This is a genomic window from Lysobacter niastensis (assembly GCF_015453285.1).
Taxonomy (GTDB): Bacteria; Pseudomonadota; Gammaproteobacteria; order Xanthomonadales; family Xanthomonadaceae; genus Lysobacter_J; species Lysobacter_J niastensis.
This window is the reverse complement of record NZ_JADLZT010000010.1, coordinates 73,614-96,470: the sequence shown is the minus strand read 5'-3', so window position 1 is coordinate 96,470 and position 22,857 is coordinate 73,614. Positions and strand designations below refer to the sequence as shown.

Below are 22,857 nucleotides of genomic sequence, written 5' to 3'. Positions count from 1 at the left end.
CAGCCGGTCCGGGCCTGATTTCGAGCTTGACAGCCCGCACACACCTTGGAATAAAGTCACTTTCGCGGTGTGCCTGAGCCAGCGCAGCACCGCACGGGGGAAATACAAATGCTTGACGAGGTCAGAAGCGGCAGCCTCGACGGCTTGAAAGTCATGGTCATCGATGACTCCAAGACCATCCGTCGAACCGCCGAGACGTTGCTGAAGCGCGAAGGCTGCGAGGTAGTCACGGCTACCGACGGCTTCGAGGCACTGGCGAAGATCGCCGACCAGCAACCACAGATCATCTTCGTGGACATCATGATGCCGCGACTGGATGGTTATCAGACCTGCGCGCTGATCAAGAACAATCACTTGTTCAAGGGCACGCCGGTCATCATGCTGTCTTCCAAGGATGGCCTGTTCGACAAGGCGCGCGGACGTATTGTCGGGTCCGAGCAATACCTCACCAAGCCATTTACGCGCGAGGAACTCCTCGACGCCATCCGAAAGCACGTCAACGCCTGACCGGGGGGTAAGGCATCCATGGCACGAATTCTTCTGATCGAGGACTCGCCGACCGACACGGCCGTCCTGACCCAGCTCCTGGAGCGCAACGGCCACCAGGTGCTGGCTTCCGGCAGCGCCGAGGACGGCATCGAGGTCTGCCGCCGCGAGCGCCCTGACCTGGTCCTGATGGACGTCGTACTGCCGGGCATGAACGGCTTCCAGGCGACCCGCGCGCTGTCGCGCGACGTGGACACCAAGGCCATTCCGGTCCTCATCGTCAGCACCAAGGGAATGGACACCGACAAGGCCTGGGGCATGCGCCAGGGCGCCAAGGACTACATCGTCAAGCCGCCGCGCGAAGACGAGCTGATCGCACGGATCAACGACCTGATTGGCGCCTGAGTCCGTGGTGATGAGCAAGCACGCGACCCAATCGCCCTTCGACGTACTGGCGGACTACGAGCGCCGGAGCCTGGCGCACGTGGCCGGCCTGCCCGAGCAGCTCGACGCACCGGGCCTGTGGCGCGGCGTCGGCTACCGCATCGGCTCGCGCCGCCTCGCCTCGAACTTCGGCGAAGTGCTGGAAATCCTCCCGATCCCGCAGGTCACCGCGGTCCCCGGCGCGCAGCCCTGGATGCTCGGCGTGGCCAACGTGCGCGGCAACCTGCTGCCGATCGTCGACCTCAAGCAGTTCCTGGAAGGCGAGCGCACGGTCCTGCACGAAGGCCAGCGCATCCTGCTGGTGCGCCAGCCCGGCGGCGACGTCGCCGTCCTGATCGACGAGCTCTACGGCCAGCGCAGCTTCACCGACCAGCAGCAGCTCGGCGCGGAGGAAACCGACGCCGTGCAGCTGAGCGATGGCCGTTACGCCCATTTCATCGACCGGGCCTACCGCCTGGGCGACCACCCGTGGGGGATCTTCAGCCTGGAACGGCTGGCCCGCACACCTGAATTCCGACAAGCCGCGGCCTAGCCGTCCAACAAAACGTCTGCCGCAAAAGCAGCAATACATTCGAGGCTGAACCATGAGCACTGTGATGGATTCCGTGGCCGGCAAGGGCCGTAATCTCGGCGTCAATACCTGGCTGGTCGTACTGGGCGTTTCGGTGCTCGTATTCGGTTTGAATACCGGCTACGCGACCTGGAAGGCGCAGCGCCTCGGCGGTGCCAGCACCGCGGCCTCGGACTTGCGCGTGCTCTCGCAGCAGCTGGCGGTGCAGGGCCAGGAAGCGGTCGGCGGCGACGCCAAGATGTTCGAGACCTTCAAGGCCACCAAGGGCGAGATCGACAACAACGTCTCGCAGCTTTCCAAGAACTTCGGCACCACCGCCGGCGTGTCCGGCCCGATCGAGACCGTGGCCTCGACCTGGAGCACGCTGGGCCAGAGCGCCGACCAGGTGATCGCCAGCGAACAGGCGGTGCTGGGCCTGGCCGGCCGCGCCGACAGCTTCGCCAGCCGCGTGCCGCAGTTGCAGGCGCGCCTGGACGAACTGGTGCGCGCGATGTCGGCCTCCGGTTCGCCGTCCTCGCAGGTCTACATCGCCCTGCGCCAGGTCGTGCTGTCGGGAACGATGGCCCGCCGCATCACCGAAATCCGCGCCGGTGGCAGCGGCGCCGCACTCGCCGGTGAAGCCCTGGGCCGCGACGCCTCGGTGTTCGGCAACGTCCTCACCGGCCTGCGCAAGGGCGACGCCGCGTTCGGCGTGACCCCGCTGGGCAACGGCAGCGCGCTGGCCGCGCTCACCCAGGCCGAGACGCTGTGGCTGGAAATGAAGAAGGACCTCGACGCGATCCTGTCGAGCTCGCAGAACCTGTTCCGCGCGCAGTCCGCGGCGGCCTCGATCACCACCGGTTCGAACAAGCTGCTGGCCGACAGCCAGGGCCTGTTCCGCGCCTTCACCGCCTTCGGTTCGCTGAAGGACACCAGCGTGATGGGCAACATCTGGCTGTCGATCCTGTCCGGTATCGCAGCGTTGATCGCCATCGCCGGCTTGCTCTTCTCGCTCAACAGCGCGCAGAAGAAGCGCTACGAAAGCACCAAGGAACTCAACGACCGTAACCAGGAGGCGATCATGCGCCTGCTGGACGAAATGGGTTCGCTCGCAGAAGGCGACCTGACGGTGAAGGCGACGGTCACCGAGGACATGACCGGCGCGATCGCGGACTCGATCAACTTCGCCGTGGAGCAGCTGCGCAGCCTGGTGCAGACGATTACCGACACCTCGGTGCAGGTGGCGTCGAGCGCGCAGGAGACGCAGGCCACCGCCATGCACCTGGCCGAAGCCGCCGAGCACCAGGCGCAGGAAATCAACTCCGCCTCCGACCGTATCAGCGAAATCGCGGCGAGCATCAACCAGGTGTCGCGCAACTCGGCCGAATCGGCGGACGTGGCGCAGCGCTCGGTGCAGATCGCGACCAAGGGTGCGGGCGTGGTGCGCCAGACGATCGCCGGCATGGACAGCATTCGCGACCAGATCCAGGAAACGTCGAAGCGAATCAAGCGTCTGGGCGAAAGCTCGCAGGAAATCGGCTCGATCGTTGAACTGATCAACGACATCTCGGAACAGACGAACATCCTCGCGCTGAATGCGGCCATCCAGGCAGCCTCGGCGGGTGAAGCGGGCCGCGGCTTCGCGGTCGTGGCCGACGAAGTGCAGCGACTCGCAGAGCGCGCGTCCAACGCGACCAAGCGAATCGAAACGCTGGTTCAGACGATTCAGTCCGACACCAACGAAGCGGTGAGCTCGATGGAACAGACGACCTCGGAAGTGGTCGCCGGTGCACGCCTCGCCGAGGACGCCGGTACCGCACTGGGCGAGATCGAAAAGGTGTCGTCGGACCTGTCCAACCTCATTCAGGGCATCTCCAGCGCGGCGCAGCAGCAGTCCAGCGCGGCGTCGAACATCACCGCCACGATGAACACGATCCAGTCGATTACCGCGCAGACCTCGCAGGGTGCGAACCAGACGGCGGCATCGATTGGAAACCTGGCACAGCTCGCCGCCGACCTGCGTCGCTCGGTCGCCGACTTCAAGCTGCCGGCCTGAGGACGGGATTGCACCGCGGATGAACAGTTTCCTCACCGGCCGGCGCAGTCGACTCGGCCCCGATGACATGCGGGGACCGCGATGACCGTAATGCGCGAGGCGATCGATACCACCACGCTCGGCTGGATCAAGCCGGAGCTGGACGAAACCCTGCGCCAGGCGCGCCAGGAGATCGAGACTTACGCCGAGAATCCGGTCGACGCCAGCCGCATGCGCATGTGCGCCAGCCACCTGCACCAGGTGCACGGCACGCTGCGCATGGTCGAGTTGTATGCGCCGGCGATGGTGGCCGAGGAAATGGAGCGCCTGTCGCTGGCGCTGCAGCTCGGCCAGGTCAGCGATCGCGACGATGCCTGCGCGGCGCTGATGCGCGGCGTGGTGCTGCTGCCTGACTACCTGGAACGCCTGCAGGGCGGCCACCGCGATATTCCCATCGTGCTGCTGCCGCTGCTCAACGAGCTGCGCGCGGCGCGCGGCGAACCGGGTCTCAACGAGAGCGTGCTGTTCTCGCCTGACCTCGACCGTCCGCTGCCGCAGGACCTGCCCACGCCGGTAGTGACCTCGACGCAGGCGGCGCGCAATTCCGCAGCGCCGCACCTGACGGCACTGCGTGAAGCACTCAATGCCTGGCCGGAAGACAGCACGCCCTCCGATCCGGCGCGCCTGGCCAAGGCCATCGACGGCCTGCTCGGCGATGTCGTGTTCGAACCGGTGCGTCGCATGCTGTGGGTGGCCTCCTCGGTCGCCGCCGCGATGGGCGACGGCGCCCTGCCGGCGACGCGTACGCTGCGCCAGGCTTTCGCCGGCGTCGAGCGCGAAGCACGCCAGATCCTGTCCGACAACGATTTCAGCGCGCCGCGCAGCGAACCCGCCGCGGAGCCGACCCGCCAGTTGCTCTACCACGTCGCGCACAGCACGGCGCCGCACCCGGCCCTGGAGCACCTGCGCGAGACCTTCGATCTCGACGCGCACCTGCCCAGCGAATCGGAGCTGGAACATGCACGCGGCAGCCTGAGCGGCCGCAACCGCGCGCTGCTCGACACCGTGTCGGCGGCGATCAAGGAAGACCTGCTGCGGGTCAAGGACACGCTCGACCTGCACCTGCGCACCGGCCAGACCGATGTCGCCGACCTGCAGCCGCAGGTCGAGGCGCTCGGCCGCGTCGGCGACACGCTCGGCATGATGGGCCTGGGCGTCGCCCGCAACGTCGTGCTGCAACAGCGTGACGCCATGCGTGAGATCGTCGGTGGCCAGCGTCCGGCCGACGAGGGCGCGCTGCTCGACATCGCCGGCGCGCTGCTCTACGTCGATGCCTCGCTCGACGACCAGGTCAGCCGTCTCGGCCTGCCCGACGACAAGGCCGACGACGACCTGCTGGCCAGCGAGTCGCGCAAGGTGCTCGACGTGGTCGTGCGCGAAGCGATCGCCAACTTCGGCGATGCCCGCCAGTCCTTCGTCGCGTTCGTCGAGACCGGCTGGGACCACGCCGAACTGGTCGAAGTGCCGCGCCTCCTCGACGAAGTCTCCGGTGCGCTGCGCATCCTCGACCTGCCGATCCCGGCCGGCTATCTCGCCGCGATCAAGCGCTTCACCGAATACGAACTGATCGAGCGCCGGCGCGTGCCCAACGGCCAGCAGCTCGACACCCTGGCCGATGCGCTGTCGAGCCTGGAGTACTACCTCGAAGCGCTGCGTGCGCAGCGCCCGAACCGCGACAACATCCTCGACATCGCCCGGCAGAGCCTGGAGACGTTGAACTACTGGCCGCTGCCGGATACGTGGGCCGCGCCGTCGCCGATCACCGCCGAGGAACTGGCGAAGGCGCCGCGCTTCGACACCCAGTCCCTGGAGCCGCAGCTCGAGGACGAGATCGACCTGGCGCCAGCCGCCAAGATGGTCGAGTCCGCGCCGCAGCCGCCGAAGACGCCGGAACCCGCGCCCGTGGCAGCCGCGCCCGCACCGGTCGCGACCACGGCCGCAGGCGTTGCCGCCGGTGGCTTCGAGCATAGCGACGACATCGACGACGAAATCCGCGAAGTCTTCCTGGAAGAGCTCGAGGAAGAGATCGCCCACCTCGGCGAACTGCTGCCGGCCTGGCGCGACACGCCGGAAGACAGCGAGAAGCTGCGTCCGATCCGCCGCGTCTTCCACACCCTGAAGGGCAGTGGCCGCCTCGTCGGCGCCAAGACGCTGGGCGAGTTCAGCTGGAAGATCGAGAACATGCTCAACCGCGTGCTGGACGGCACGCGGCCGCCGAGTCCCGCCGTGATCGGCATGGTCGAGCACGCTTACGCCGTGCTGCCGCAGCTGCATGACGCGCTGCGCAACCAGGGCGCGATCACGGCCGACCTCGCCGGCATGCAGGATCATGCCGACCGGCTCGCTGCCGGCGACGAAGCGATGTACGTGCCGTCCGCGGCGCGCGCCGACGCCGCCGTCGAAGCGGTGGTCGAGGCGCCGGAAGAAGCCATTGAACTGGCGGCCGAAGCCACCGAAACCGTCGAAGCGGCGGAGTTCGAGATGGCCGTGGCCGAGGTGGCGGAACCCGTCGCCGAACCCGCTGGCATGCCGGCCTCGATCGACCAGGTGCTGCTGGAAATCCTCGGCATCGAGGTCAACGGCCACTTGGCCACGATCGACCAGTGGCTGATCGCCGCCAACGCCGCGCCGATTCCGGCCGACGACAGCCTGCAGCGTGCGATCCACACGCTCAACGGCGCGTTCGCGATGACCGAAGTGCCGGTGATCACCGAGATCACCGCGCCGACGGAAGCCTATATCAAGCGCCTGCTCGCCTCCGGCGCACCGGCCAGCGAAGAAGGGCTGGCCGCGCTCGCCGCGGTGGTGCTGGCGATCCGCCAGACCCTGGCCGCGCTGCAGTCCGAGCGCCCGCGTGTGCCGCTGTTCTCCGGCCTGGCCGAGCGGATGGTGGCATTGCGCGACAGCCTGCCCGACGCGCGTGCGCCGATGCCGCTGGAACCGGCGGTCCAGGCATACACCGAAGCCGATTTCGCGGCCGAAGAGGCCGAGTTCAGTGCGATCGACCTGAGCGCCTTCAGCGGCGAAGCCATCAGCGAAGCGCCGACCCATATCGTCTTCGATGCCGGCGAGCAGGAAGAGCACGTCAAGACCGACGTCCTGCCGATGCAGTTCAGCGACGAAGCGGCCGCCATCGGCGACCAGTTCGTGGTCGACTCGCGCTGGATGTCCGCGACGATGCTCGCCAACGCCGCCGATGGCGACGTGGCGACGCTGGCCGAGGTCGAGGCCGTCGAAACCGGCCTGCTCGAAACCGAGCGCCTCGAGGTTGAGCGTCTCGAAGCGGAGCGCGCGGAAGCCGAGCGCATCGAGTCCGAGCGTCTCGAAGCGGAGCGCGCGGAAGCCGAGCGCCTTGAGGCCGAGCGTCTCGAAGCGGAGCGCGTCGCAGCCGAACGTACCGAGGCCGAGCGTCTCGAAGCCGAGCGTGCGGAAGCCGAACGCCTCGAGGCTGAGCGTCTCGAAGCCGCCGCAGCCGAACGTACCGAGGCCGAGCGCCTCGAAGCCGAGCGCCTCGAAGCCGAACGCCTCGAAGCCGAACGTCTCGAAGCCGAACGTCTCGAAGCCGAACGTCTCGAAGCCGAACGTCTCGAAGCCGAACGTCTCGAAGCCGAACGTCTCGAAGCCGAACGTCTCGAAGCCGAACGTCTCGAAGCCGAGCGCCTCGAAGCCGAACGTCTCGAAGCCGAGCGTCTCGAAGCCGAGCGTCTCGAAGCCGAACGCCTCGAAGCAGAGCGCTTCGAAGCCGAACGTCTCGAAGCCGAACGTCTCGAAGCCGAACGCGTCGAAGCCGAGCGCGCAGAAGCCGACCGTCTGGCCGAGGAGGAGCGTGAGTACGCCCGCCTCGAAGCCGAGTACGCGGAAGCGGAGCGCCTGGCACGCGAGCAGGCCGAAGCCGCTTCCGCAGCGCTCGAAGCATCGAAGGCGATCGAGCCGGTGCAGGTGCCGGTCGTGGAGCTGGCCCAGATCGAGGCCGACGAGGCTGCAGTCGCCGAAGTTGCTGCCGACGAGCCCGCGGTTGCCGAACTCATCGCCCACGCCCTGGCCACGAGCGAGGATCCGGACGAGGCGCTGGACCTGACCGGACTGGATCCGGAACTGGTCGACATCTTCGTCGAAGAGGGCGTCGACCTGCTCGATCATTCCGACGGTCTGCTGGCGCGCCTGCGCGAGACGCCGGAAGACCGCGAAATGCTGGCCGGCCTGCAGCGCGACCTGCACACGCTGAAGGGCGGCGCCCGCATGGCCGGCATCATGGCCGTGGGCGAGCTGGGCCACGCCATGGAATCGCTGCTGGAAGCGGTCGTGGACCGCCGCGGCGAGTTCGGCAGCGACGGCGTGCCATTGCTGGAGCGCGGCTTCGACCGCCTGCACGCGATGATCACCCGCGTCGGCGAGCGTCGCGCGATCGCCATGCCGGCGGCCCTGATCGCCGAGTTCGACGCGCGTTCGCGCGGCGAGACCGTCGTTGCGATGCCGGTTTCGGCTCCCGTGGCCGCTGCGTCCGCCGTGCCTGCCGCTCCGAAGGCGGAGCTCAAGCCGCTGTCGGCGCCGATCGACGAAGCCTCCACCGGCGACGAAGACGACATCGGCGTGCGCGCGCCGCAGGAACAGGTCCGCATCCGTGCCGACCTGCTCGACCGCCTGGTGAACTACGCCGGTGAGGTCGCGATCTATCGCGCCCGCCTGGAGCAGCAGCTGGGTGCGTTCCGCGGCGCCATCGCGGAAATGGCCGCTACCAACACGCGTATGCGCGACCAGCTGCGCCGCCTCGATATCGAGACCGAGGCGCAGATCATCGCGCGCTACCAGCGCGAGCACGAAACCACCGACACCACGTTCGATCCGCTCGAACTCGACCGCTTCTCGACGCTGCAGCAGCTGTCCCGTGCGCTGGCCGAATCGGCCGCCGACCAGGTCAGCCTGCAGACCACGCTCGACGACCTGACGCGCCAGTACGAAACCCTGCTGCTGCAGCAGTCGCGCGTGAGCTCGGACCTGCAGGAAGGCCTGATGCGCACCCGTACGGTGCCCTTCGAGGTCCTGCAGCCGCGTCTACGCCGCGTCGTGCGCCAGGCCTCGGGCGAGCTGGGCAAGCAGGTCCAGCTCAAGCTCGACGGAGCGCAGGGCGAACTCGACCGCAACGTGCTCGACCGCATGACCGCGCCGCTGGAGCACATGCTCCGCAACGCAGTCGCGCACGGCCTCGAAACACCGGAGAAGCGCAAGAAGGCCCACAAGCCGGAAGAAGGCACGATCCACATCGCGGTGCGCCGCGAAGGTTCGGAAGTCGTGCTGGAAGTCGGTGACGACGGCGCCGGCCTCGACCGCAACGCGATCCGCCGACGCGGCGAAGAGCGTGGTCTGGTCCGCAGCGACGCGGTGCTGAGCGATGCGGAACTCGATGCGCTGATCCTGGAGCCGGGCTTCTCCACCGCCGACGAAGTCAGCCGCCTGGCCGGTCGTGGCGTCGGCATGGACGTGGTCGCCAGCGAAGTGCGCCAGCTCGGCGGCACGCTCGACATCCGTTCCACGCCGGGGCGCGGGGTCACCTTCACGCTGCGCCTGCCGCAGACGCTGGCGGTCACCGAGGCCGTGTTCGTGCGCATCGGCGAGACCACGTTCGCGGTGCCGATCGCATCGGTACGCGGCGTGGGCCGCATCGGACGCGACCAGCTGGTCGCGGCCGACGGCAGCGCCACGGATGCGGTCTACCGCTACGGCGGTGAGGACTACGCAGTGCATGACCTCGGCAACCTGGTCGGCCAGTCGCCGGCCAAGGCAGAAGGCCACCTGCAGATGCCGCTGCTGCTGATCCGCGCCGGCGACCTGCGTGCCGCGGTGTGCGTCGACCAGGTGGTCGGCAACCGCGAAATCGTGGTGAAGCCGGTCGGTCCGCAGGTCGCTTCGCTGCCGGGCATCTTCGGCGCCACCATCATGGGTGACGGCCGAGTCGTGGTGATCCTCGACGTCGCACCGCTGGTGCGCCGCCAGGCACTGCTGCCGCGCGATCAGCTCGTCGTGCAGGTGCCGGTCGCCGAAACGCGCCGCGTGCCGCTGGTCATGGTGGTCGACGACTCGGTCACCATGCGCAAGGTCACCGGCCGCGTGCTGGAACGCCACAACTTCGAAGTCGCCACCGCGAAGGACGGCCTCGACGCGCTCGAGCGCATGGTCGACGTCGTGCCGGACCTGATGCTGCTCGACATCGAAATGCCGCGCATGGACGGTTACGAGCTGGCGTCGGCGATGAAGGCCGATCCGCGCCTGCGCCGCGTGCCGATCGTAATGATCACCTCGCGTACCGGCGACAAGCATCGCCAGCGCGCGTTCGAGATTGGCGTCGAGCGTTACCTCGGCAAGCCGTACCAGGAGCACGAACTGCTGCGCAACGTGTTCGAACTCCTGGCACAGCAGCGTGCCGACGAAGACGGATACCGCCATGACTGAACCACGCCGCGTGGCACTGCTGGCACGCCCTGGCGCCGCGCTCGACAGGATGCGCGGCGCCCTCGGCGATGCCGGGGCCCGCATCGTGCTGGAGGCCGATCCCACGCGGATCGAGCCGTCGGCGGTGAGCGATGCGTCGGCCGAGGTGGTGCTGGTGGTGCTGGACCCGGCGATCGAGGAATCGATCGACCGCTTCGAGAGCGTTCTGTCCGACTCGTCGATCGAAGTGATTTTCGAGGAAGCCGACCTCGCGCTGACCCGCGAGGGCTGGGACGCGGCGCGTTGGGTGCGCCACCTGGCCGCCAAGCTGCACCGCCATGGCGACGTCCTGCCGCCGCGCCGCGACGACAGCGACTGGGAACCCGCGGCGGCGCTCACAGCAGCGACGGCCGAACTGGAACTGGACGACATGTCGCCGGTGGCGGTGGTGGATGCCGAGGACGACATGTCCATCGCCTTCTCCGCCGACGACATCGCGCTGGGCGGCATCACCCTCGACGACGTGAAGCTCGGAGCCATCGAGCTCGACGACGCGGCGCTTGAAAGCGTTTCGCTCGACAGCATCACGCTCGACGGCGAGCCGATCGACAATGAGTCGCTCGACAACGTATCTGTCGATGTGGCTCTCGACAGCGTGCCCCTCGACAGCGTGTCGCTGGAAGGCATGACGGCGCGCGTGTCGTTCGATGTCGCCTCGCTGGAAGGCATGACGATCGAAGAGATCACGATGGAGTCGTCCGATGCCGAGCTGGCGGGGGGCATTCCTGCCGATTCGGCCCTGGATGTCGCCGGCATCGAACTGGTCGCGCACGATTACGACGTCAACGAACTCTCCGCTTCCGGCGAAGCCGTGCAGGACCTGTCCTTCACCGTGCCTTCGATGGAGGCACCATCGGCTCCGGCCGAGGACAGCCGTGGCGAAAGCGATCGCTTCCGCCGCGATATCGCCGACCTGGAGCGCCGCATCGCTTCGATGGAGCTGGTCGATGCGGCACCCGCGCCTGCGGCCAAGTCCGCGCCCGCCGTCGAACACGGCGCCGTGCTGGTGCTCGCCGGCATCGGCGGCCCGGATGCGGTACGCCAGTTGCTCGGCGCGCTGCCGGGCAGCTTCTCGCGTCCGGTGCTGGTGCAGCAGCGACTCGATGGCGGCCGCTACGACCGCCTGGTCACGCAGATGCAGCGCGCCACCTCGCTGCCGGTGAAGCTGGCCGAGCCGGGCATGCGCGCATCCGCGGGCGAGATCTACATCCTGCCGGCGGACGTCGGCGTGGCGGGCGATGATGACGGTATCGTCTTCAACGACCGTCCGGCCGAAGTGCTGGCTTCGCTGCCAACCGCGCACTCCGCGGTGCTGTTGCTGAGCGGTGCCGATCCGTCCGTGGTCGACACCGTGCTCAACCAGGGCTGGTCGGGCGCGCTGGTCGCCGGCCAGGCACCGGAAGGCTGCTACGACGCGGCCGCCACCAATGCATTGATTGCGCGCGGCGGCACGGCGGGGCAGCCGGTCGAACTGGCGCGCCGACTGGCCGAGCGCTGGCCGAGCTGAGGAATCGCGCGATGAAACAAGCTGTCCAACAATCCGATATCCGCGGCGTGCTGATCCAGGTCGCCGGCGGACGTCTGCTGCTGCCCAACGCGACCATCGCCGAGGTGCTGTCCTACGCCGAGCCGGACGCGGTCGAGAACGCGCCGGACTGGCTGCTCGGCCGCATGCGCTGGCGCGGCTGGCAGTTGCCGCTGGTGGCATTTGCACGCATGTCGGGCCTGGCCGAAGAGAAGGGCGGCCTGGGCAGCAAGGTCGTCGTGCTGAAGGCACTCGGCGGCAATGCCAAGGCGCCGTACTTCGCGATGCTGACGCAGGGCTTCCCACGCCTGGTGACGGTGTCGCAGGACGGTCTGCTGGTGGACGACGACGGCAGCGAGCTGCCGTCCGGCGTGCTGGCCAAGGTCCGCCTCAATGAAGACTCGGCGTTCGTGCCCGATCTGCAGGCCGTGGAAACGCTGATCGGCGAAGCGCTGGCGCAGGCGGCTTGAGCGCGGCCGCTCCGGCCCGTTACGCCTCCGTCGATGCGCTGCGCGGCGTTACCGTCGCGGCGATGCTGCTGGTCAACAATCCGGGCGACTGGGGTCACGTGTATGCACCATTGCTGCACGCGCAGTGGAACGGCTGCACGCCGACCGACCTGATCTTCCCGATGTTCCTCTTCATCGTCGGCGTATCGAGCGCGCTGGCGCTGACGCCGCGCGTGGAGCGCGGCGACGAGCTGTCGCCGCTCGCCGCCACCGTGCTCAAGCGCGCGCTGCGCATCTTCGGACTTGGCCTGCTGCTGCACCTGTGCGCGCTGTGGGCCTTCGATTTGGCGCATTACCGCATCATGGGCGTGCTGCAGCGCATCGGCTTGTGCTTCGCTGCCGTCGGCCTGCTGGCCTTGTACACGCGGCCACGCACGCAATGGATGGTGCTGGCCGCGCTGCTGCTGGGCTACGCCGCGCTGTTGGCTGCCGGTGGCACGTATGCGCCGTTCGAAAACATCGCCAGCCGGATCGATCACGCCGTGCTCGGCGTGCATGTCTACCAGCTCGACGCCGCCAGCGGGCGAGGGCACGACCCCGAAGGGCTGGTCAGCACGCTCGGCGCACTGGCGACGACGCTGCTGGGATTGCGCGCGGGCGACTGGCTGCGCCGGGGCCAACTGCGCGCGTTGTGGATCGGCGGCGCCGTGGCGATGGCGGCGGGTTACGCGGTATCGCTGTGGCAACCTTTCAACAAGAACCTGTGGACCCCGGCGTACGTGCTGTGGACCGGCGGCATCGCCTGCTGGTTGCTGGGCGCATTCCATGTGCTGATCGACCGGCGTGGCTGGCCGGCGCTGGGCCGCGCATTCGGCGTCAATGCGATCGCGGCCTACGCCGGTTCGGCCTTCATGCTCTACGCACTCGCCGCGGCTGGCTGGCTGGAGCCGCTGTACCGCCATGCGTTCGCCGACTGGATGACGCCGCGTTTCGGCCCCTACCTGCCGTCGCTGGCGTACGCGCTGGCCTTCGTCGCACTGTGGTGGGGCGTCGTGCGCTGGCTGGACTCGCGGCGCATCCATTTCAAGATCTGATCGCGCTCACGCACCACCGCGCCGGCCATCCTCGTCCCAGCCCTGTTCCCCGATCAGCGGCACGAAGGCCACACCGCCGAGGTCGCTGTGTTCGTAGTCGTGCATGCCGTTGCGGACGACGCGGCACAGGCGCTGGCCGCCCCACCCGCTGCCGACCGGCAGCACCAGCCGCCCGCCGATAGCCAGCTGTTCGAGCAGCGCCGGTGGCACTTCGGGCGCGCTCGCCGCGACCAGGATGGCATCGAACGGCGCATGCTCCGACCACCCGCGGCTGCCATCGCCGACGATCAGGTGGATGTTGGAGTAGCCCAATGCATCGAAACGCTGCTGCGCCTCGTGCGCCAGCGAGGCAATGCGCTCGATCGCATACACCTCGGCCGCGATGCGGCTGAGCAGCGCCGATGCGTAGCCTGAGCCCGCCCCGACCTCGAGCACGCGGGCTCCGGTGCGTACCGTCGCGGCTTCGATCATCAACGCGACGATGAACGGCTGCGAGATCGTCTGTCCTTCGCCGATCGCCAGCGGGCAGTCCTCGTACGCGAGCTCCTCCGTGCCGGTGCGCACGAAGCGTTCGCGCGGCACCTCGCGCATCGCCGCCAGCACCGCTTCGTCGCGAACGCCGCGGCCTTCGATTTGCATGTCCACCATGCGCCGGCGGGCCTGTTCGAAATCCATCACAGCGCGCCTTCACCCTCCGCTGGTCGGATGAAAGCATGCAAGGCGTGGATGGAGCGTGTTGCGCAGTCGTCGATCCCATCAACCAGAACGGCGCGGCCTGAAGCCGCGCCGTACTGTCTTCACGACCGTCGATCAGAACTCCTGCCAGTGCGCCCCGCCGTGATTGGCCGCGCCATTGCCGCGATGCGGCTTGTGCGAAGCCCGGGCCACGGTCGACACCTGCGCCGGACGCAGCGTCGCTGCCTGCGGCATCTGGATCACGCCATGCGCACGCGCCGGTGCAGCCGATGCCCTTTCGCCGGAGAGGCGGTACGCCGCCACCGTCTGGATCAGCTGTCCGGCCTGCTGCTCCATGCTGCGCGCCGCGGCGGAGGCCTCTTCCACCAGCGCCGCGTTCTGCTGCGTGCCTTCATCCATCTGCACGATGGCCTGGTTGATCTGCTCGATACCGGCGCTCTGCTCCTGCGACGCCGCGCTGATGTCGGCGATGATGCCAGTCACGCGCTTCACGCTGCCGACGATGTCGTCCATCGTGCGGCCTGCGCTTTCCACCAGCCGCGTACCGGCGCCGACCTTCTCGACCGAATCACCGATCAGCGTCTTGATTTCCTTCGCGGCGGCCGCGGAACGCTGCGCGAGAGAACGCACTTCCGAGGCGACCACCGCGAAACCGCGGCCCTGCTCGCCGGCGCGCGCCGCCTCGACCGCAGCGTTCAACGCCAGGATGTTGGTCTGGAATGCGATGCCGTCGATGACGCCGATGATGTCGACGATCTTCTTCGACGAGTCGCTGATCTGGGACATCGTCGAGACCACTTCGTGCACCACCTGGCCGCCCTTGATCGCCACTTCCGAGGCGCCGATCGCGAGCTGGTTGGCCTGGCGCGCGTTCTCGGCGTTCTGGCGCACGGTCGAGGTCAGTTCCTCCATCGACGACGCGGTTTCCTCCAGCGACGCGGCCTGCTGCTCGGTACGCTGCGACAGGTCGCTGTTGCCGGCGGCGATTTCCCGCGCGCCGCCATTGATGCTGTCGGCGGCGGACTTTATCTGCCCGACGATGTCGGCCATCGCATCGACCAGCGAGTTCACGCCGCCGCACAGCTCGGCGATCGAACCGGTCTTGCCTTCGGTCGGGATCCGGTGGGTGAGGTCGCCGTCCTGCGCCGCGGCCACCACGTCCTGGGTCTGCGCGACCGCCTGTTCCAGGGCCTGCTGCGTGCGCACCTGCGCGGTCACGTCGGTGGCGTACTTCACCACCTTGAATGGTTTGCCGTTCATGTCGAGGATCGGGTTGTACGAGGCCTGGATCCAGATCTCCCGCCCGCCCTTGCCGAGGCGCTTGTAGCGGCCTGCGTCGTATTCGCCGCGGCCGAGCTTGTCCCAGAACAGCCGGTACTCGTGGCTCTGGCGATAGTCGGGTTCGGCGAACATCGAATGATGCTGGCCGCGGATCTCATCGAGCGTGTAACCCATCGCGCCGAGGAAGTTGTCGTTGGCACCGAGGATGCGGCCGTCGAGACCGAACTCGATCACCGCCTGCGCCTTTCCGATCGCCGCGATCTGGCCCTGGAAGTCGGCGGCCTGCTGCATCTGTGCGGTGATGCCGGTGGCGAACTTGACGATCTTGCGCGCACGCCCGGATGCGTCGAACACCGGGTTGTAGGAGGCCTGGATCCAGACTTCGCGTCCGCCCTTGCCCAGGCGCTTGTACTGGCCGGCGTCGTACTCGCCGCGGCCGAGCTTGGCCCAGAACTCGCGATAGGCCGGGCTGTCGGCGTAGGCGGGATCGGCGAACATGCGGTGATGGCGGCCCTGGATTTCATCCAGGTGGTAGCCCATCGCCGCGAGGAAGTTCTCGTTGGCGTGCAGGATGTTGCCGGCGAGGTCGAACTCGATCACGGCCTGTACGCGGTTGAGCGCGGCGATCTGGCCTTCCAGGTCGACGATGCGCGCCGCGCTGCCATGGCTGGCGGCACTGCTGGCGGTTGCGCCGCCACGGAACAGGCCGGCGAGAAGCTGCGGAATCGAACCGCGGGCCGCATCGCCCGCATGGTGGTCGTGTTGGTGATGTCCAGGGGTCTGCTTGACCATGAAGATCCTCGATGTCCTGTGAATGCCAAAGGTTTCGTGCGCGTCGGCGTGGGCGCGGAGTGGTGCAGTACGGCGGCAGTGGGGACTTCACGAGAGATCGCCTGGGGAGTCGGCGAGTCCGTCCGTGTTGGTGTGCTGCGATTGGTCGGGGCGCTGCTCCGTTGAGGCTCGAAAGGAGTTGCGTGGATGTCAGGCTGCGGCGGCCTGCGTGACCAGGCCCATTTCCGCGCTCGACATCAGGCGCTCGATCTCCAGCAGGATCAGCATGCGTTCGCCCTGCGTGCCGATGCCGGTGATGAACTGGCGATCGATGGCGGAGCCGATATCCGGCACCGGACGGATCTGCGCGGCTTCCAGCTGGATCACGTCGGAGACGCTGTCGACCACCATGCCGACCACGCGGTCGGCGACGTTGAGCACGATCATCACCGTCAGCGCGTTGTACTCGGCGCGCTCCAGGCGGAACTTCAGGCGCATGTCGATGACGGGAACGATCGTGCCGCGCAGGTTGATCACGCCCTTGATGTAGTCCGGCGCGTCAGGCAGGCGGGTGACGGTGTCGTAGCCGCGGATTTCCTGGACCTTCAGGATGTCGACGCCGTATTCCTCCTGGCCCAGTGCGAAGGTCAGGTACTCGTTGGCGGATTCGGCCGAGGCGTCGTTGCGCGCGGCGTGGTGTCTGGCTTCGCTCATGTTCGTGGTGTCCTGTGGCGGCGCGCGGATGGGAGTAGAAGGACGGAATCAGGCGGCGGCGCGGGTTCGGGCGTTCTGCGACAACCCGCCGGCATCGACGATCAGCGCGACGCGACCGTCGCCGAGGATGGTCGCGCCGGACACGCCGCGCACGCGCCGGTAATTGGCTTCGAGGTTCTTGACGACGACCTGCTGCTGGCCGAGCAGTTCGTCGACTTCCAGCGCGAGGCGCTGGCCATCGCTCTCGACCACCACCGCGATCGGTGCGCTCTGGCGCGCGACGGTGGGCAGGCCGTACTGTTCGGCAAGGTCCAGCAGCGGCAGGTAGTCCTCGCGCACGCGCAGCACGCGCGCATCGCCGGCGATGGTGCGGATGTCGTCGGCGGCCGGCTGCAGCGATTCGATCACGGCATTGAGCGGCACGATGAACACCTCACCGCCGACCGCGACGGTCATGCCGTCGAGGATGGCCAGCGTCAGCGGCAGGCGGATCGACACCGTGGTGCCGGCGCCCTGGCGGCTGCGGATCTCGACCTGGCCGCCGAGCGCGGCGATGTTCTTCTTGACCACGTCCATGCCGACGCCGCGGCCCGACAGGTCGGTGAGCTGTTCGGCGGTGGAGAAGCCCGGGTGGAACACCAGGTCCCACACCTGCGCGTCGCTGGGATTGTCGGCGATCGGCAGGCCGCGCTCGGCGGCCTTGCGCAGGATGCGTTCGCGATCCAGGCCGCGGCCGTCGTCGCTGATCTCGATGATGATGTGGCCGCCCTGGTGCGCGGCGCTCAGGCTGATCGTGCCGGTCTCGTCCTTGCCGGCGGCGCGGCGATCGGCGGGCGACTCCAGACCGTGGTCGATGGAGTTGCGCACCAGGTGCACGAGCGGATCGACGATTTTCTCGATCACGCCCTTGTCCAGTTCGGTCGCTTCGCCGCTGGTGCGCAGCCGCACCTTCTTGTCCAGGCGCGCGGCGAGGTCGCGGACCATGCGCGGGAAGCGGCTGAAGGCGAACTCCACGGGCAGCATGCGCACGCCCATCACCGCTTCCTGCAGGTCGCGGGTGTTGCGGTCGAGCTGTTCCAGGCCCGACAGCAGCGTCTCGTTGCTGACCGGATCCAGCAGTGTGGAGCGCTGGCGCAGCATCGCCTGCGTAATGACCAGTTCGCCCACCAGGTTGATCAGCGCATCGACTTTGTTGACCGCGACGCGGATCGAGCTGTCGCCACTGTCGGTCCCCGGACTGCGCGCATCGGTGGCGCGGCGCGGATCGAGTGCGACGACATTGTCCGCTTCGAGCGTGGTCGGGGCCGGCGCGACCATCGACGCCGCGGGCACGGATTCGATCGCCAGCTCGCACTCGTCCTCGACCCAGGCGAAAGCTTCGTCGATGGCACCGCGCGGCACGCTACCGGGCAGCATCAAATCCCAGGCGAGGTAGGCCTCGAACGGGTCGAGGTCGGAGAACGACGGCAGGTTCGTGTCGACGCAGGTGACGCCGAGTTCGCCGTGGCTGCCGAGCTCGCGCAGGATGCGCAGCGGATCGTTGCCGCTGAGGAACAGCGACTTGGCCGGCTTGAAGCCGATGCGCCATTCGCCCGCGGGTTCGGTCTTGGCTTGGGCCGCCTTCGGTGCAGCGGACGTGCGGCCCATCATCTGTGCCAGTCCGTCGTGCGCGCGGCGCAGCCCGGCTTCGTCGATGGCATCGCCGTGCTCGGCGGCGGCCAGCAGGCCGCGCAATGCGTCGCCGGCGATCAGCAGCACGCCGATCGCGTCGCCGTCGAGCTGGCGGCGGCCGCTGCGGGCTTCGTCGAGCAGGGTTTCGAGCTGGTGCGTCAGCTCGCTGATCGCGGTGAAGCCGAACGTCGCCGCGCCGCCCTTGATCGAATGCGCGGCGCGGAACACGACGTTGATGGTTTCGCCATCGGCGGCGCCGGACTCCATCGCCAGCAGGCCGGCTTCCATAGCATCCAGGTTTTCGCGGCTTTCCTCGAAGAACGCGGCATGGAAGCGGGTGATGTCCATCGTCGTGTTTTCCCGTTGCTCAGCTCAGGACCTTGCGGACGGTGGCCAGCAGCTGTTCGGGATCGAACGGCTTGACCAGCCAGCCGGTCGCGCCGGCGGCCTTGCCTTCCATTTTCTTGTCGGTGCCCGACTCGGTGGTCAGCATCAGCAGCGGCGTGAAGCGGTAGTCCGGCAGCTGGCGCAACTGGCGGATCAGTTCGATGCCGTCCATGCGCGGCATGTTGACGTCGGTGACGACGGCATCGAATCGCTGCGTGCGGGCGATGTCGAGTGCGGCCTGGCCATCCTCGGCCTCGCGCACGTTGAAACCGCCGCCGCTCAGGGCGAATGCGACCATCTGCCGCATGGAGGTGGAGTCGTCGACGATCAGCAGGTTCTTGGACATCGGGGCGGCTTGTCGGTTGGGTGGTTTCAGGAGCCGGCCGGCGCATCGACGCCGAGGCTGACGGCGAGGGCGAGCTGGCGCGCGGCATCGCGCAGGACCGGGGACGCATCGGTGACGACGGTGTGGCGGCCCTGCTCGGCGCGTTCGCGGACGAAGGCGTGCAGCAGTTGCAGTCCCGCCGTGTGCACGCGTTCGACGCGATCGCCGTTCAGTGCCAGCGGCTCGGCCTCGTCCAGGTGCGGACGCAGCGACGCCTGCAGGTCGGCGACGTGTTCGATACCAAGATCGGAAGGAAGGGGCAGTGCGGTCATGGGCGTCGGCCGTGGTCGTTCGATCTGGATAACGGCGGCGTGGGACAGGACTTGAGGATGTGACTTCGGTCGCCCCTTGCCCTCACCCCAACCCCTCTCCCGCAGGCGGGAAGGGGCTGTTCCACTCACCCGAACAGCGCATTCGCATCGAGCAGGACGGTCGGTTTCGCGCCGACTCTCGCAACACCCACGATGGCCTGCGACGGACTGCTGATCAGCGGCGGCTCGATGCCGTCGGGTCCCAGCGTGACCACGTCCTCGACGGCGGATACGAGCGCGCCGATCAGTTCGTTGTCGCGCTCCACCACGACGATGCGCGCGCGCTCATCGGGCTCGACTCCGTGAGTGCCCAGCCACAGGCCCAGGTCGAACACCGGAACGATGCGGCCGCGCAGGTTCATCGCGCCAAGCACGGCCGACGAAGCGCCGCGCATCGCCACGATCGGTGCGGTGCGCCCGACTTCCTGCACGCGCAGCAGTTCGATCGCATAGCTGTCATGGCCGACGTTGACGCGCAGCCAGCGATGCGTGCTGGCGATCGGAGACGGTGTGGCGCTGCGCGACGGTGCCCGCGGTGCTGCGGCTGGCGGGGCCGCCAGCGGACGCGGCTCCAATCGTTCGATGACCAGAGGCGGGATCGGCGGGCGGGCGCGTGCGGGCTCGTCCGCGACGGGTGCGGGTACGACCGGCGCCGCGATCACCTCGACAGGCGCGACCTCGGGTGTGGGAATCTCCGTCGTCGAGAGCGTGGATGCCGTCGGCACGACGACAGGCAACGAATCGGCCATGGCGTCCTGGCCCGGGCCCGCGTCGAGCAGCGCTTCCAGATACGCATCGATGACCGGAGAGTTCATGCGGCCTCGCGCTTGTGGGTCACGTCGTTGCCGTCCGGCTCGTGCGTCATCAGCCACTTGAGCGCGCGGCGATACGCGTCGACGCCGCGGCCGTCGGGCGGTTCCGCGCGGGTGAGCGACGCGGCATCGCGCAGCCGCGTGTCCATCGGCACCGCATGGGGCCAGACGCGGTCGCCGTAGCGATCCTGCAGCAGGTCCAGGCTCTGAACGCCCGAGCGCGTGCGGCGATCGAACAGCGTCGGAAGCACATGGCGCGGCAGCGGCCTGCGTCGCGAGCGCTCGACCATCTCGGCGGTGCGAAGCATGTCGGACAGGCCATGCAGTGCCAGCGGATCGGTCTGCGTCGGCACGACCAGGCGATCGGCAGCGGCGAGCGCGTTGACCATCAGCAGGCCCAGCGTTGGCGGACAGTCCATTAACACGTAGTCGTACAGCTCGCGCACGCCATGCAACGCACGGCCCAGCGCGAGGCCGAGACCAGGCTGGCTGGCGCCGCGGCGCTCCAGCGTCGCCAGCGCCGGCTGCGCGGCGACCAGCTGCAGGTCGGGTATCTGCGTGTAGCGCGCCAGCTCGAGCAGCGTCGAGTTGCTGTTGTTGAACAGGTCGTGCGTGCCGGCCGGCGGAGGATCCGATGGCACCTCGAATGCGCGCGTCAGTGATGCGTGCGGGTCGAGGTCGAGCAGCAGCACGCGATGGCCGGTTGTAGCCAGGCCACGTGCGAGACACAGCGACGTCGTGGTCTTGCCGACGCCGCCTTTCTGGTTGGCGATTGCCCAGGCGCGCATCAGCCCGCTCCCGGAAGGGTGGAGGATTGCGCCGCAGCGACGGCGGCGCGTGGATGACCGGACGCGCCGGTGCTGTCGGGTTTGGCAGCGGCGGAAGCCGCGGCCGGTGCGGCCGTTGCAGGCACCGACGTCGCAGGAGCGAAGCCCGCTGCACCATGCGGATCGGCAGGCGCCACGTCGTCTGCTGCCATCGCGATCACCGGTCCGCGACGCTCTTCGATCGCGTCCGGACCTTGCGGGCTGGCGAGGATCACCAGCAGCACACGGCGGTTCGCGTTGCGCCCGGCCTGCGTCAGGTTGTCGGCGACCGGCTGGTTCTCGCCGTAGCCAACCACCGCCAGGCGCTGCGGCGCGACGCCGGCCTCGGTGAGTACGTGGACCACGCTGGCCGCACGCGCGGCCGAGAGTTCCCAGTTGGAGCGGAACTGCGGGGTGCGGATCGGCACGTCGTCGGTGTACCCCTCCACGCGCAGTGCGTTGGGCTCCTCGCGCAACACCTGCGCGATCTTGCGCACCGTGTCGGTGGCGAATGGATTGGGATCGGCGACGCCGCTGGCGAACAGGATGTCGCTCTGGATCTCCACTTCCAGGAAGCTGTAGCTGCGGCGCACCGTGACCAGACGCTGCTTCACCAGTTCCGACAGGGCATCCTGGATACGGCGTCCAATCGAGTGCAGCTGTTCGCCCGCCTGTCCTTCGCTGCTGCCGCCATTGCTATTGCCGCCGTTGCCGGCACCGCCCTGTCCCTGCTTCTGGTGCTGCTTGCCGAAAGTCGGCATGTCCAGCACCTGGCGGATCTGCAGCGAACTGATCGGGCTGGACGAGGAGGGTCCGGACTTGGAGCCGGGCGTGGCCAGCGATGGCCGGTCGAACGCCGAGCCGCGCAACTGGTGCATGCCGAGCTGGATCGGCGAGACCGTGCGCGGCGGCCCGCCGAACGCGGTGGAGAGCGCATCGGCGAGCACGCGGTACTTGCCTTCGTTGAGCGAGGAGATCGCGTACATCACCACGAAGAAGGCGAGCAGCAGCGTCACCAGGTCGCCGTAGGGGATCGCCCAGGCTTCGTGGTTGGCGTGCTCTTCATGCTGGTGGCGACGGCCGGCCATGCGCGCGTGTCAGTGGACGAAGCCGTTGAGCCGCGCCTCGATGTTGCGCGGGTTCTCGCCCTGGGCGATCGCGATCAGGCCTTCGACCATCATCTCGCGCTCGCCGGTCTGCTGGTTGACCAGGCCCTTGAGCTTGCTCGCCATCGGCAGCAGCAACAGGTTGGCCGCACCGATGCCGTAGATCGTGGCGGTGAACGCCGCGGCGATGCCGTGGCCGAGCTTGCTCGGGTCGGCGAGGTTCTTCATCACCGCCATCAGGCCCAGCACCGCGCCGATGATGCCCAGCGTCGGCGAATAGATGCCCATGCCCTCGAACACCTTGGCCGCGGCGAGGTCCCGCTGCGACTGGCCGTGCAGTTCGATCTCCAGCATCTGCCGGATCGCTTCCGGCTCGAGGCCGTCGACGACCATCTGCAGGCCCTTGCGCAGGAACGGGTCGTCCTGTGCCTGGACTTCGGCTTCGAGGCCGAGCAGGCCTTGCCGGCGCGCGACCGTGCTCCACTCGACGATCTTCGCGATCATCGCCGGGCGGTCCTGCAGGGGCGGGCGGAATACCCAGCGCACGATCGCGAGCGCGCGCTTGAACGTGGTCATGGGCGTCTGCAGCAGGATCGCCGCGATGGTGCCGAGGATCACGATCACGAACGCGGCCGGCGACCAAAGCCCGGACAGGCCCGCACCCTTGAGCACGCTGCCGCCGATCAGGGCGACCAGCGCAAGTACGACACCGGTAAGGCTGAGTCTGTCCATCGAGTGGGGATGTCGTCGTGGGAGGTTGGTTGGCTGCCGTCTTTCCCGCGAAGGAC

The 22,857-nt window shown here is 68.2% G+C and carries 19 protein-coding genes and 1 pseudogene; 9 read left to right on the top strand and 11 right to left on the bottom strand.

What is annotated here, in order from left to right:
- Positions 1 to 108 precede the first annotated feature (108 nt).
- The 5 genes and pseudogenes from pilG to IU514_RS19295 all read left to right on the top strand — a co-directional run.
- Entirely contained in the window at positions 109 to 507 is a 399-nt protein-coding gene (gene pilG, locus IU514_RS16540) for a twitching motility response regulator PilG (RefSeq protein WP_194932242.1), read from the top strand.
- An 18-nt stretch (positions 508 to 525) separates the two neighbouring features.
- A complete protein-coding gene (locus IU514_RS16535) occupies positions 526 to 891 on the top strand; it encodes a response regulator (protein ID WP_194932241.1) in 366 nt (121 codons plus the stop codon).
- Between the two features lie 10 nt (positions 892 to 901).
- Positions 902 to 1,462 carry a chemotaxis protein CheW gene (locus tag IU514_RS16530; RefSeq protein WP_194932240.1) on the top strand — a complete coding sequence of 187 codons (561 nt, stop codon included), beginning with the start codon at positions 902 to 904 and terminating at the stop codon, positions 1,460 to 1,462.
- A 52-nt stretch (positions 1,463 to 1,514) separates the two neighbouring features.
- Positions 1,515 to 3,536, top strand: a complete 2,022-nt coding sequence (locus tag IU514_RS16525) for a methyl-accepting chemotaxis protein (RefSeq protein WP_194932239.1) — start codon at positions 1,515 to 1,517, stop codon at positions 3,534 to 3,536.
- Between the two features lie 81 nt (positions 3,537 to 3,617).
- Positions 3,618 to 6,404, top strand: a pseudogene (locus tag IU514_RS19295) (Hpt domain-containing protein); the annotation flags it as partial.
- Positions 6,405 to 6,687: 283 nt separating this feature from the next.
- Here the strand turns inward: IU514_RS19295 and IU514_RS19290 are convergent.
- Positions 6,688 to 7,491: a pentapeptide repeat-containing protein gene (locus IU514_RS19290; protein ID WP_194932308.1), complete on the bottom strand. Its 804-nt coding sequence runs from the start codon at positions 7,489 to 7,491 to the stop codon at positions 6,688 to 6,690.
- 17 nt (positions 7,492 to 7,508) lie between these two features.
- Between IU514_RS19290 and IU514_RS19285 the strand changes: the two genes are divergently transcribed.
- Genes IU514_RS19285 through IU514_RS16490 form a run of 4 tightly spaced genes read left to right on the top strand, consistent with a single transcriptional unit; the run spans position 7,509 to position 13,129 of the window.
- Positions 7,509 to 10,022 carry a response regulator gene (locus IU514_RS19285; RefSeq protein ID WP_425492016.1) on the top strand — a complete coding sequence of 838 codons (2,514 nt, stop codon included), beginning with the start codon at positions 7,509 to 7,511 and terminating at the stop codon, positions 10,020 to 10,022.
- On the top strand, positions 10,015 to 11,568 hold the full coding sequence (locus IU514_RS16500) for a chemotaxis protein CheB (protein WP_194932238.1): 1,554 nt from the start codon (positions 10,015 to 10,017) through the stop codon (positions 11,566 to 11,568). The genes IU514_RS19285 and IU514_RS16500 overlap by 8 nt, the downstream gene beginning before the upstream one ends.
- A gap of 11 nt (positions 11,569 to 11,579) precedes the next feature.
- A complete protein-coding gene (locus IU514_RS16495; RefSeq protein WP_194932237.1) occupies positions 11,580 to 12,056 on the top strand; it encodes a chemotaxis protein CheW in 477 nt (158 codons plus the stop codon).
- A complete protein-coding gene (locus IU514_RS16490) occupies positions 12,053 to 13,129 on the top strand; it encodes an acyltransferase family protein (RefSeq protein ID WP_194932236.1) in 1,077 nt (358 codons plus the stop codon). Before IU514_RS16495 ends, IU514_RS16490 begins: the two co-directional genes overlap by 4 nt.
- 6 nt (positions 13,130 to 13,135) lie before the next feature.
- Here IU514_RS16490 and IU514_RS16485 read toward each other — a convergent pair whose 3' ends face one another.
- The 10 genes from IU514_RS16485 to IU514_RS16440 all read right to left on the bottom strand — a co-directional run bounded on the left by IU514_RS16485 (position 13,136) and on the right by IU514_RS16440 (position 22,801).
- Positions 13,136 to 13,804: a protein-L-isoaspartate(D-aspartate) O-methyltransferase gene (locus IU514_RS16485; RefSeq protein ID WP_194932235.1), complete on the bottom strand. Its 669-nt coding sequence runs from the start codon at positions 13,802 to 13,804 to the stop codon at positions 13,136 to 13,138.
- A 135-nt stretch (positions 13,805 to 13,939) separates the two neighbouring features.
- The gene (locus tag IU514_RS16480; protein WP_425492015.1) at positions 13,940 to 15,754 is read right to left on the bottom strand and encodes a methyl-accepting chemotaxis protein; all 1,815 of its coding nucleotides are present in this window, start codon (positions 15,752 to 15,754) and stop codon (positions 13,940 to 13,942) included.
- A gap of 333 nt (positions 15,755 to 16,087) precedes the next feature.
- Positions 16,088 to 16,591 (bottom strand): chemotaxis protein CheW, encoded by a 504-nt coding sequence (locus IU514_RS16475; RefSeq protein ID WP_194932233.1) that lies wholly within the window; start codon positions 16,589 to 16,591, stop codon positions 16,088 to 16,090.
- Between the two features lie 48 nt (positions 16,592 to 16,639).
- A complete protein-coding gene (locus IU514_RS16470) occupies positions 16,640 to 18,610 on the bottom strand; it encodes a chemotaxis protein CheW (protein WP_194932232.1) in 1,971 nt (656 codons plus the stop codon).
- 19 nt (positions 18,611 to 18,629) lie between these two features.
- A complete protein-coding gene (locus IU514_RS16465; protein WP_194932231.1) occupies positions 18,630 to 18,995 on the bottom strand; it encodes a response regulator in 366 nt (121 codons plus the stop codon).
- Positions 18,996 to 19,021: 26 nt separating this feature from the next.
- Positions 19,022 to 19,306 (bottom strand): STAS domain-containing protein, encoded by a 285-nt coding sequence (locus IU514_RS16460; protein WP_194932230.1) that lies wholly within the window; start codon positions 19,304 to 19,306, stop codon positions 19,022 to 19,024.
- Positions 19,307 to 19,431: 125 nt separating this feature from the next.
- Positions 19,432 to 20,160: a chemotaxis protein CheW gene (locus IU514_RS16455; RefSeq protein ID WP_194932229.1), complete on the bottom strand. Its 729-nt coding sequence runs from the start codon at positions 20,158 to 20,160 to the stop codon at positions 19,432 to 19,434.
- Complete coding sequence (locus IU514_RS16450; protein ID WP_194932228.1) at positions 20,157 to 20,945, bottom strand: ParA family protein; 789 nt, start codon at positions 20,943 to 20,945, stop codon at positions 20,157 to 20,159. The genes IU514_RS16455 and IU514_RS16450 overlap by 4 nt, the downstream gene beginning before the upstream one ends.
- Positions 20,945 to 22,051, bottom strand: coding sequence for a flagellar motor protein MotD (gene motD, locus IU514_RS16445; protein ID WP_194932227.1), 1,107 nt, complete (start codon positions 22,049 to 22,051; stop codon positions 20,945 to 20,947). Before motD ends, IU514_RS16450 begins: the two co-directional genes overlap by 1 nt.
- Positions 22,052 to 22,060: 9 nt before the next feature.
- Positions 22,061 to 22,801 carry a flagellar motor protein gene (locus IU514_RS16440; protein ID WP_194932226.1) on the bottom strand — a complete coding sequence of 247 codons (741 nt, stop codon included), beginning with the start codon at positions 22,799 to 22,801 and terminating at the stop codon, positions 22,061 to 22,063.
- Positions 22,802 to 22,857: the final 56 nt, after the last annotated feature.

Coding starts and splice junctions, on each gene's coding strand:
- motD (WP_194932227.1), bottom strand. CDS start 22,051: ATGGCCGGCCGTCGCCACCAGCATGAAGAGCACGCCAACCACGAAGCC.
- IU514_RS16460 (WP_194932230.1), bottom strand. CDS start 19,306: ATGACCGCACTGCCCCTTCCTTCCGATCTTGGTATCGAACACGTCGCC.
- IU514_RS19290 (WP_194932308.1), bottom strand. CDS start 7,491: ATGCTTCGAGCGCTGCGGAAGCGGCTTCGGCCTGCTCGCGTGCCAGGC.
- IU514_RS16440 (WP_194932226.1), bottom strand. CDS start 22,801: ATGGACAGACTCAGCCTTACCGGTGTCGTACTTGCGCTGGTCGCCCTG.
- pilG (WP_194932242.1), top strand. CDS start 109: ATGCTTGACGAGGTCAGAAGCGGCAGCCTCGACGGCTTGAAAGTCATG.
- IU514_RS16475 (WP_194932233.1), bottom strand. CDS start 16,591: ATGAGCGAAGCCAGACACCACGCCGCGCGCAACGACGCCTCGGCCGAA.
- IU514_RS16530 (WP_194932240.1), top strand. CDS start 902: ATGAGCAAGCACGCGACCCAATCGCCCTTCGACGTACTGGCGGACTAC.
- IU514_RS16500 (WP_194932238.1), top strand. CDS start 10,015: ATGACTGAACCACGCCGCGTGGCACTGCTGGCACGCCCTGGCGCCGCG.
- IU514_RS16525 (WP_194932239.1), top strand. CDS start 1,515: ATGAGCACTGTGATGGATTCCGTGGCCGGCAAGGGCCGTAATCTCGGC.
- IU514_RS16470 (WP_194932232.1), bottom strand. CDS start 18,610: ATGGACATCACCCGCTTCCATGCCGCGTTCTTCGAGGAAAGCCGCGAA.
- IU514_RS16485 (WP_194932235.1), bottom strand. CDS start 13,804: ATGGATTTCGAACAGGCCCGCCGGCGCATGGTGGACATGCAAATCGAA.
- IU514_RS16465 (WP_194932231.1), bottom strand. CDS start 18,995: ATGTCCAAGAACCTGCTGATCGTCGACGACTCCACCTCCATGCGGCAG.
- IU514_RS16535 (WP_194932241.1), top strand. CDS start 526: ATGGCACGAATTCTTCTGATCGAGGACTCGCCGACCGACACGGCCGTC.
- IU514_RS16450 (WP_194932228.1), bottom strand. CDS start 20,945: ATGCGCGCCTGGGCAATCGCCAACCAGAAAGGCGGCGTCGGCAAGACC.
- IU514_RS16455 (WP_194932229.1), bottom strand. CDS start 20,160: ATGAACTCTCCGGTCATCGATGCGTATCTGGAAGCGCTGCTCGACGCG.
- IU514_RS16495 (WP_194932237.1), top strand. CDS start 11,580: ATGAAACAAGCTGTCCAACAATCCGATATCCGCGGCGTGCTGATCCAG.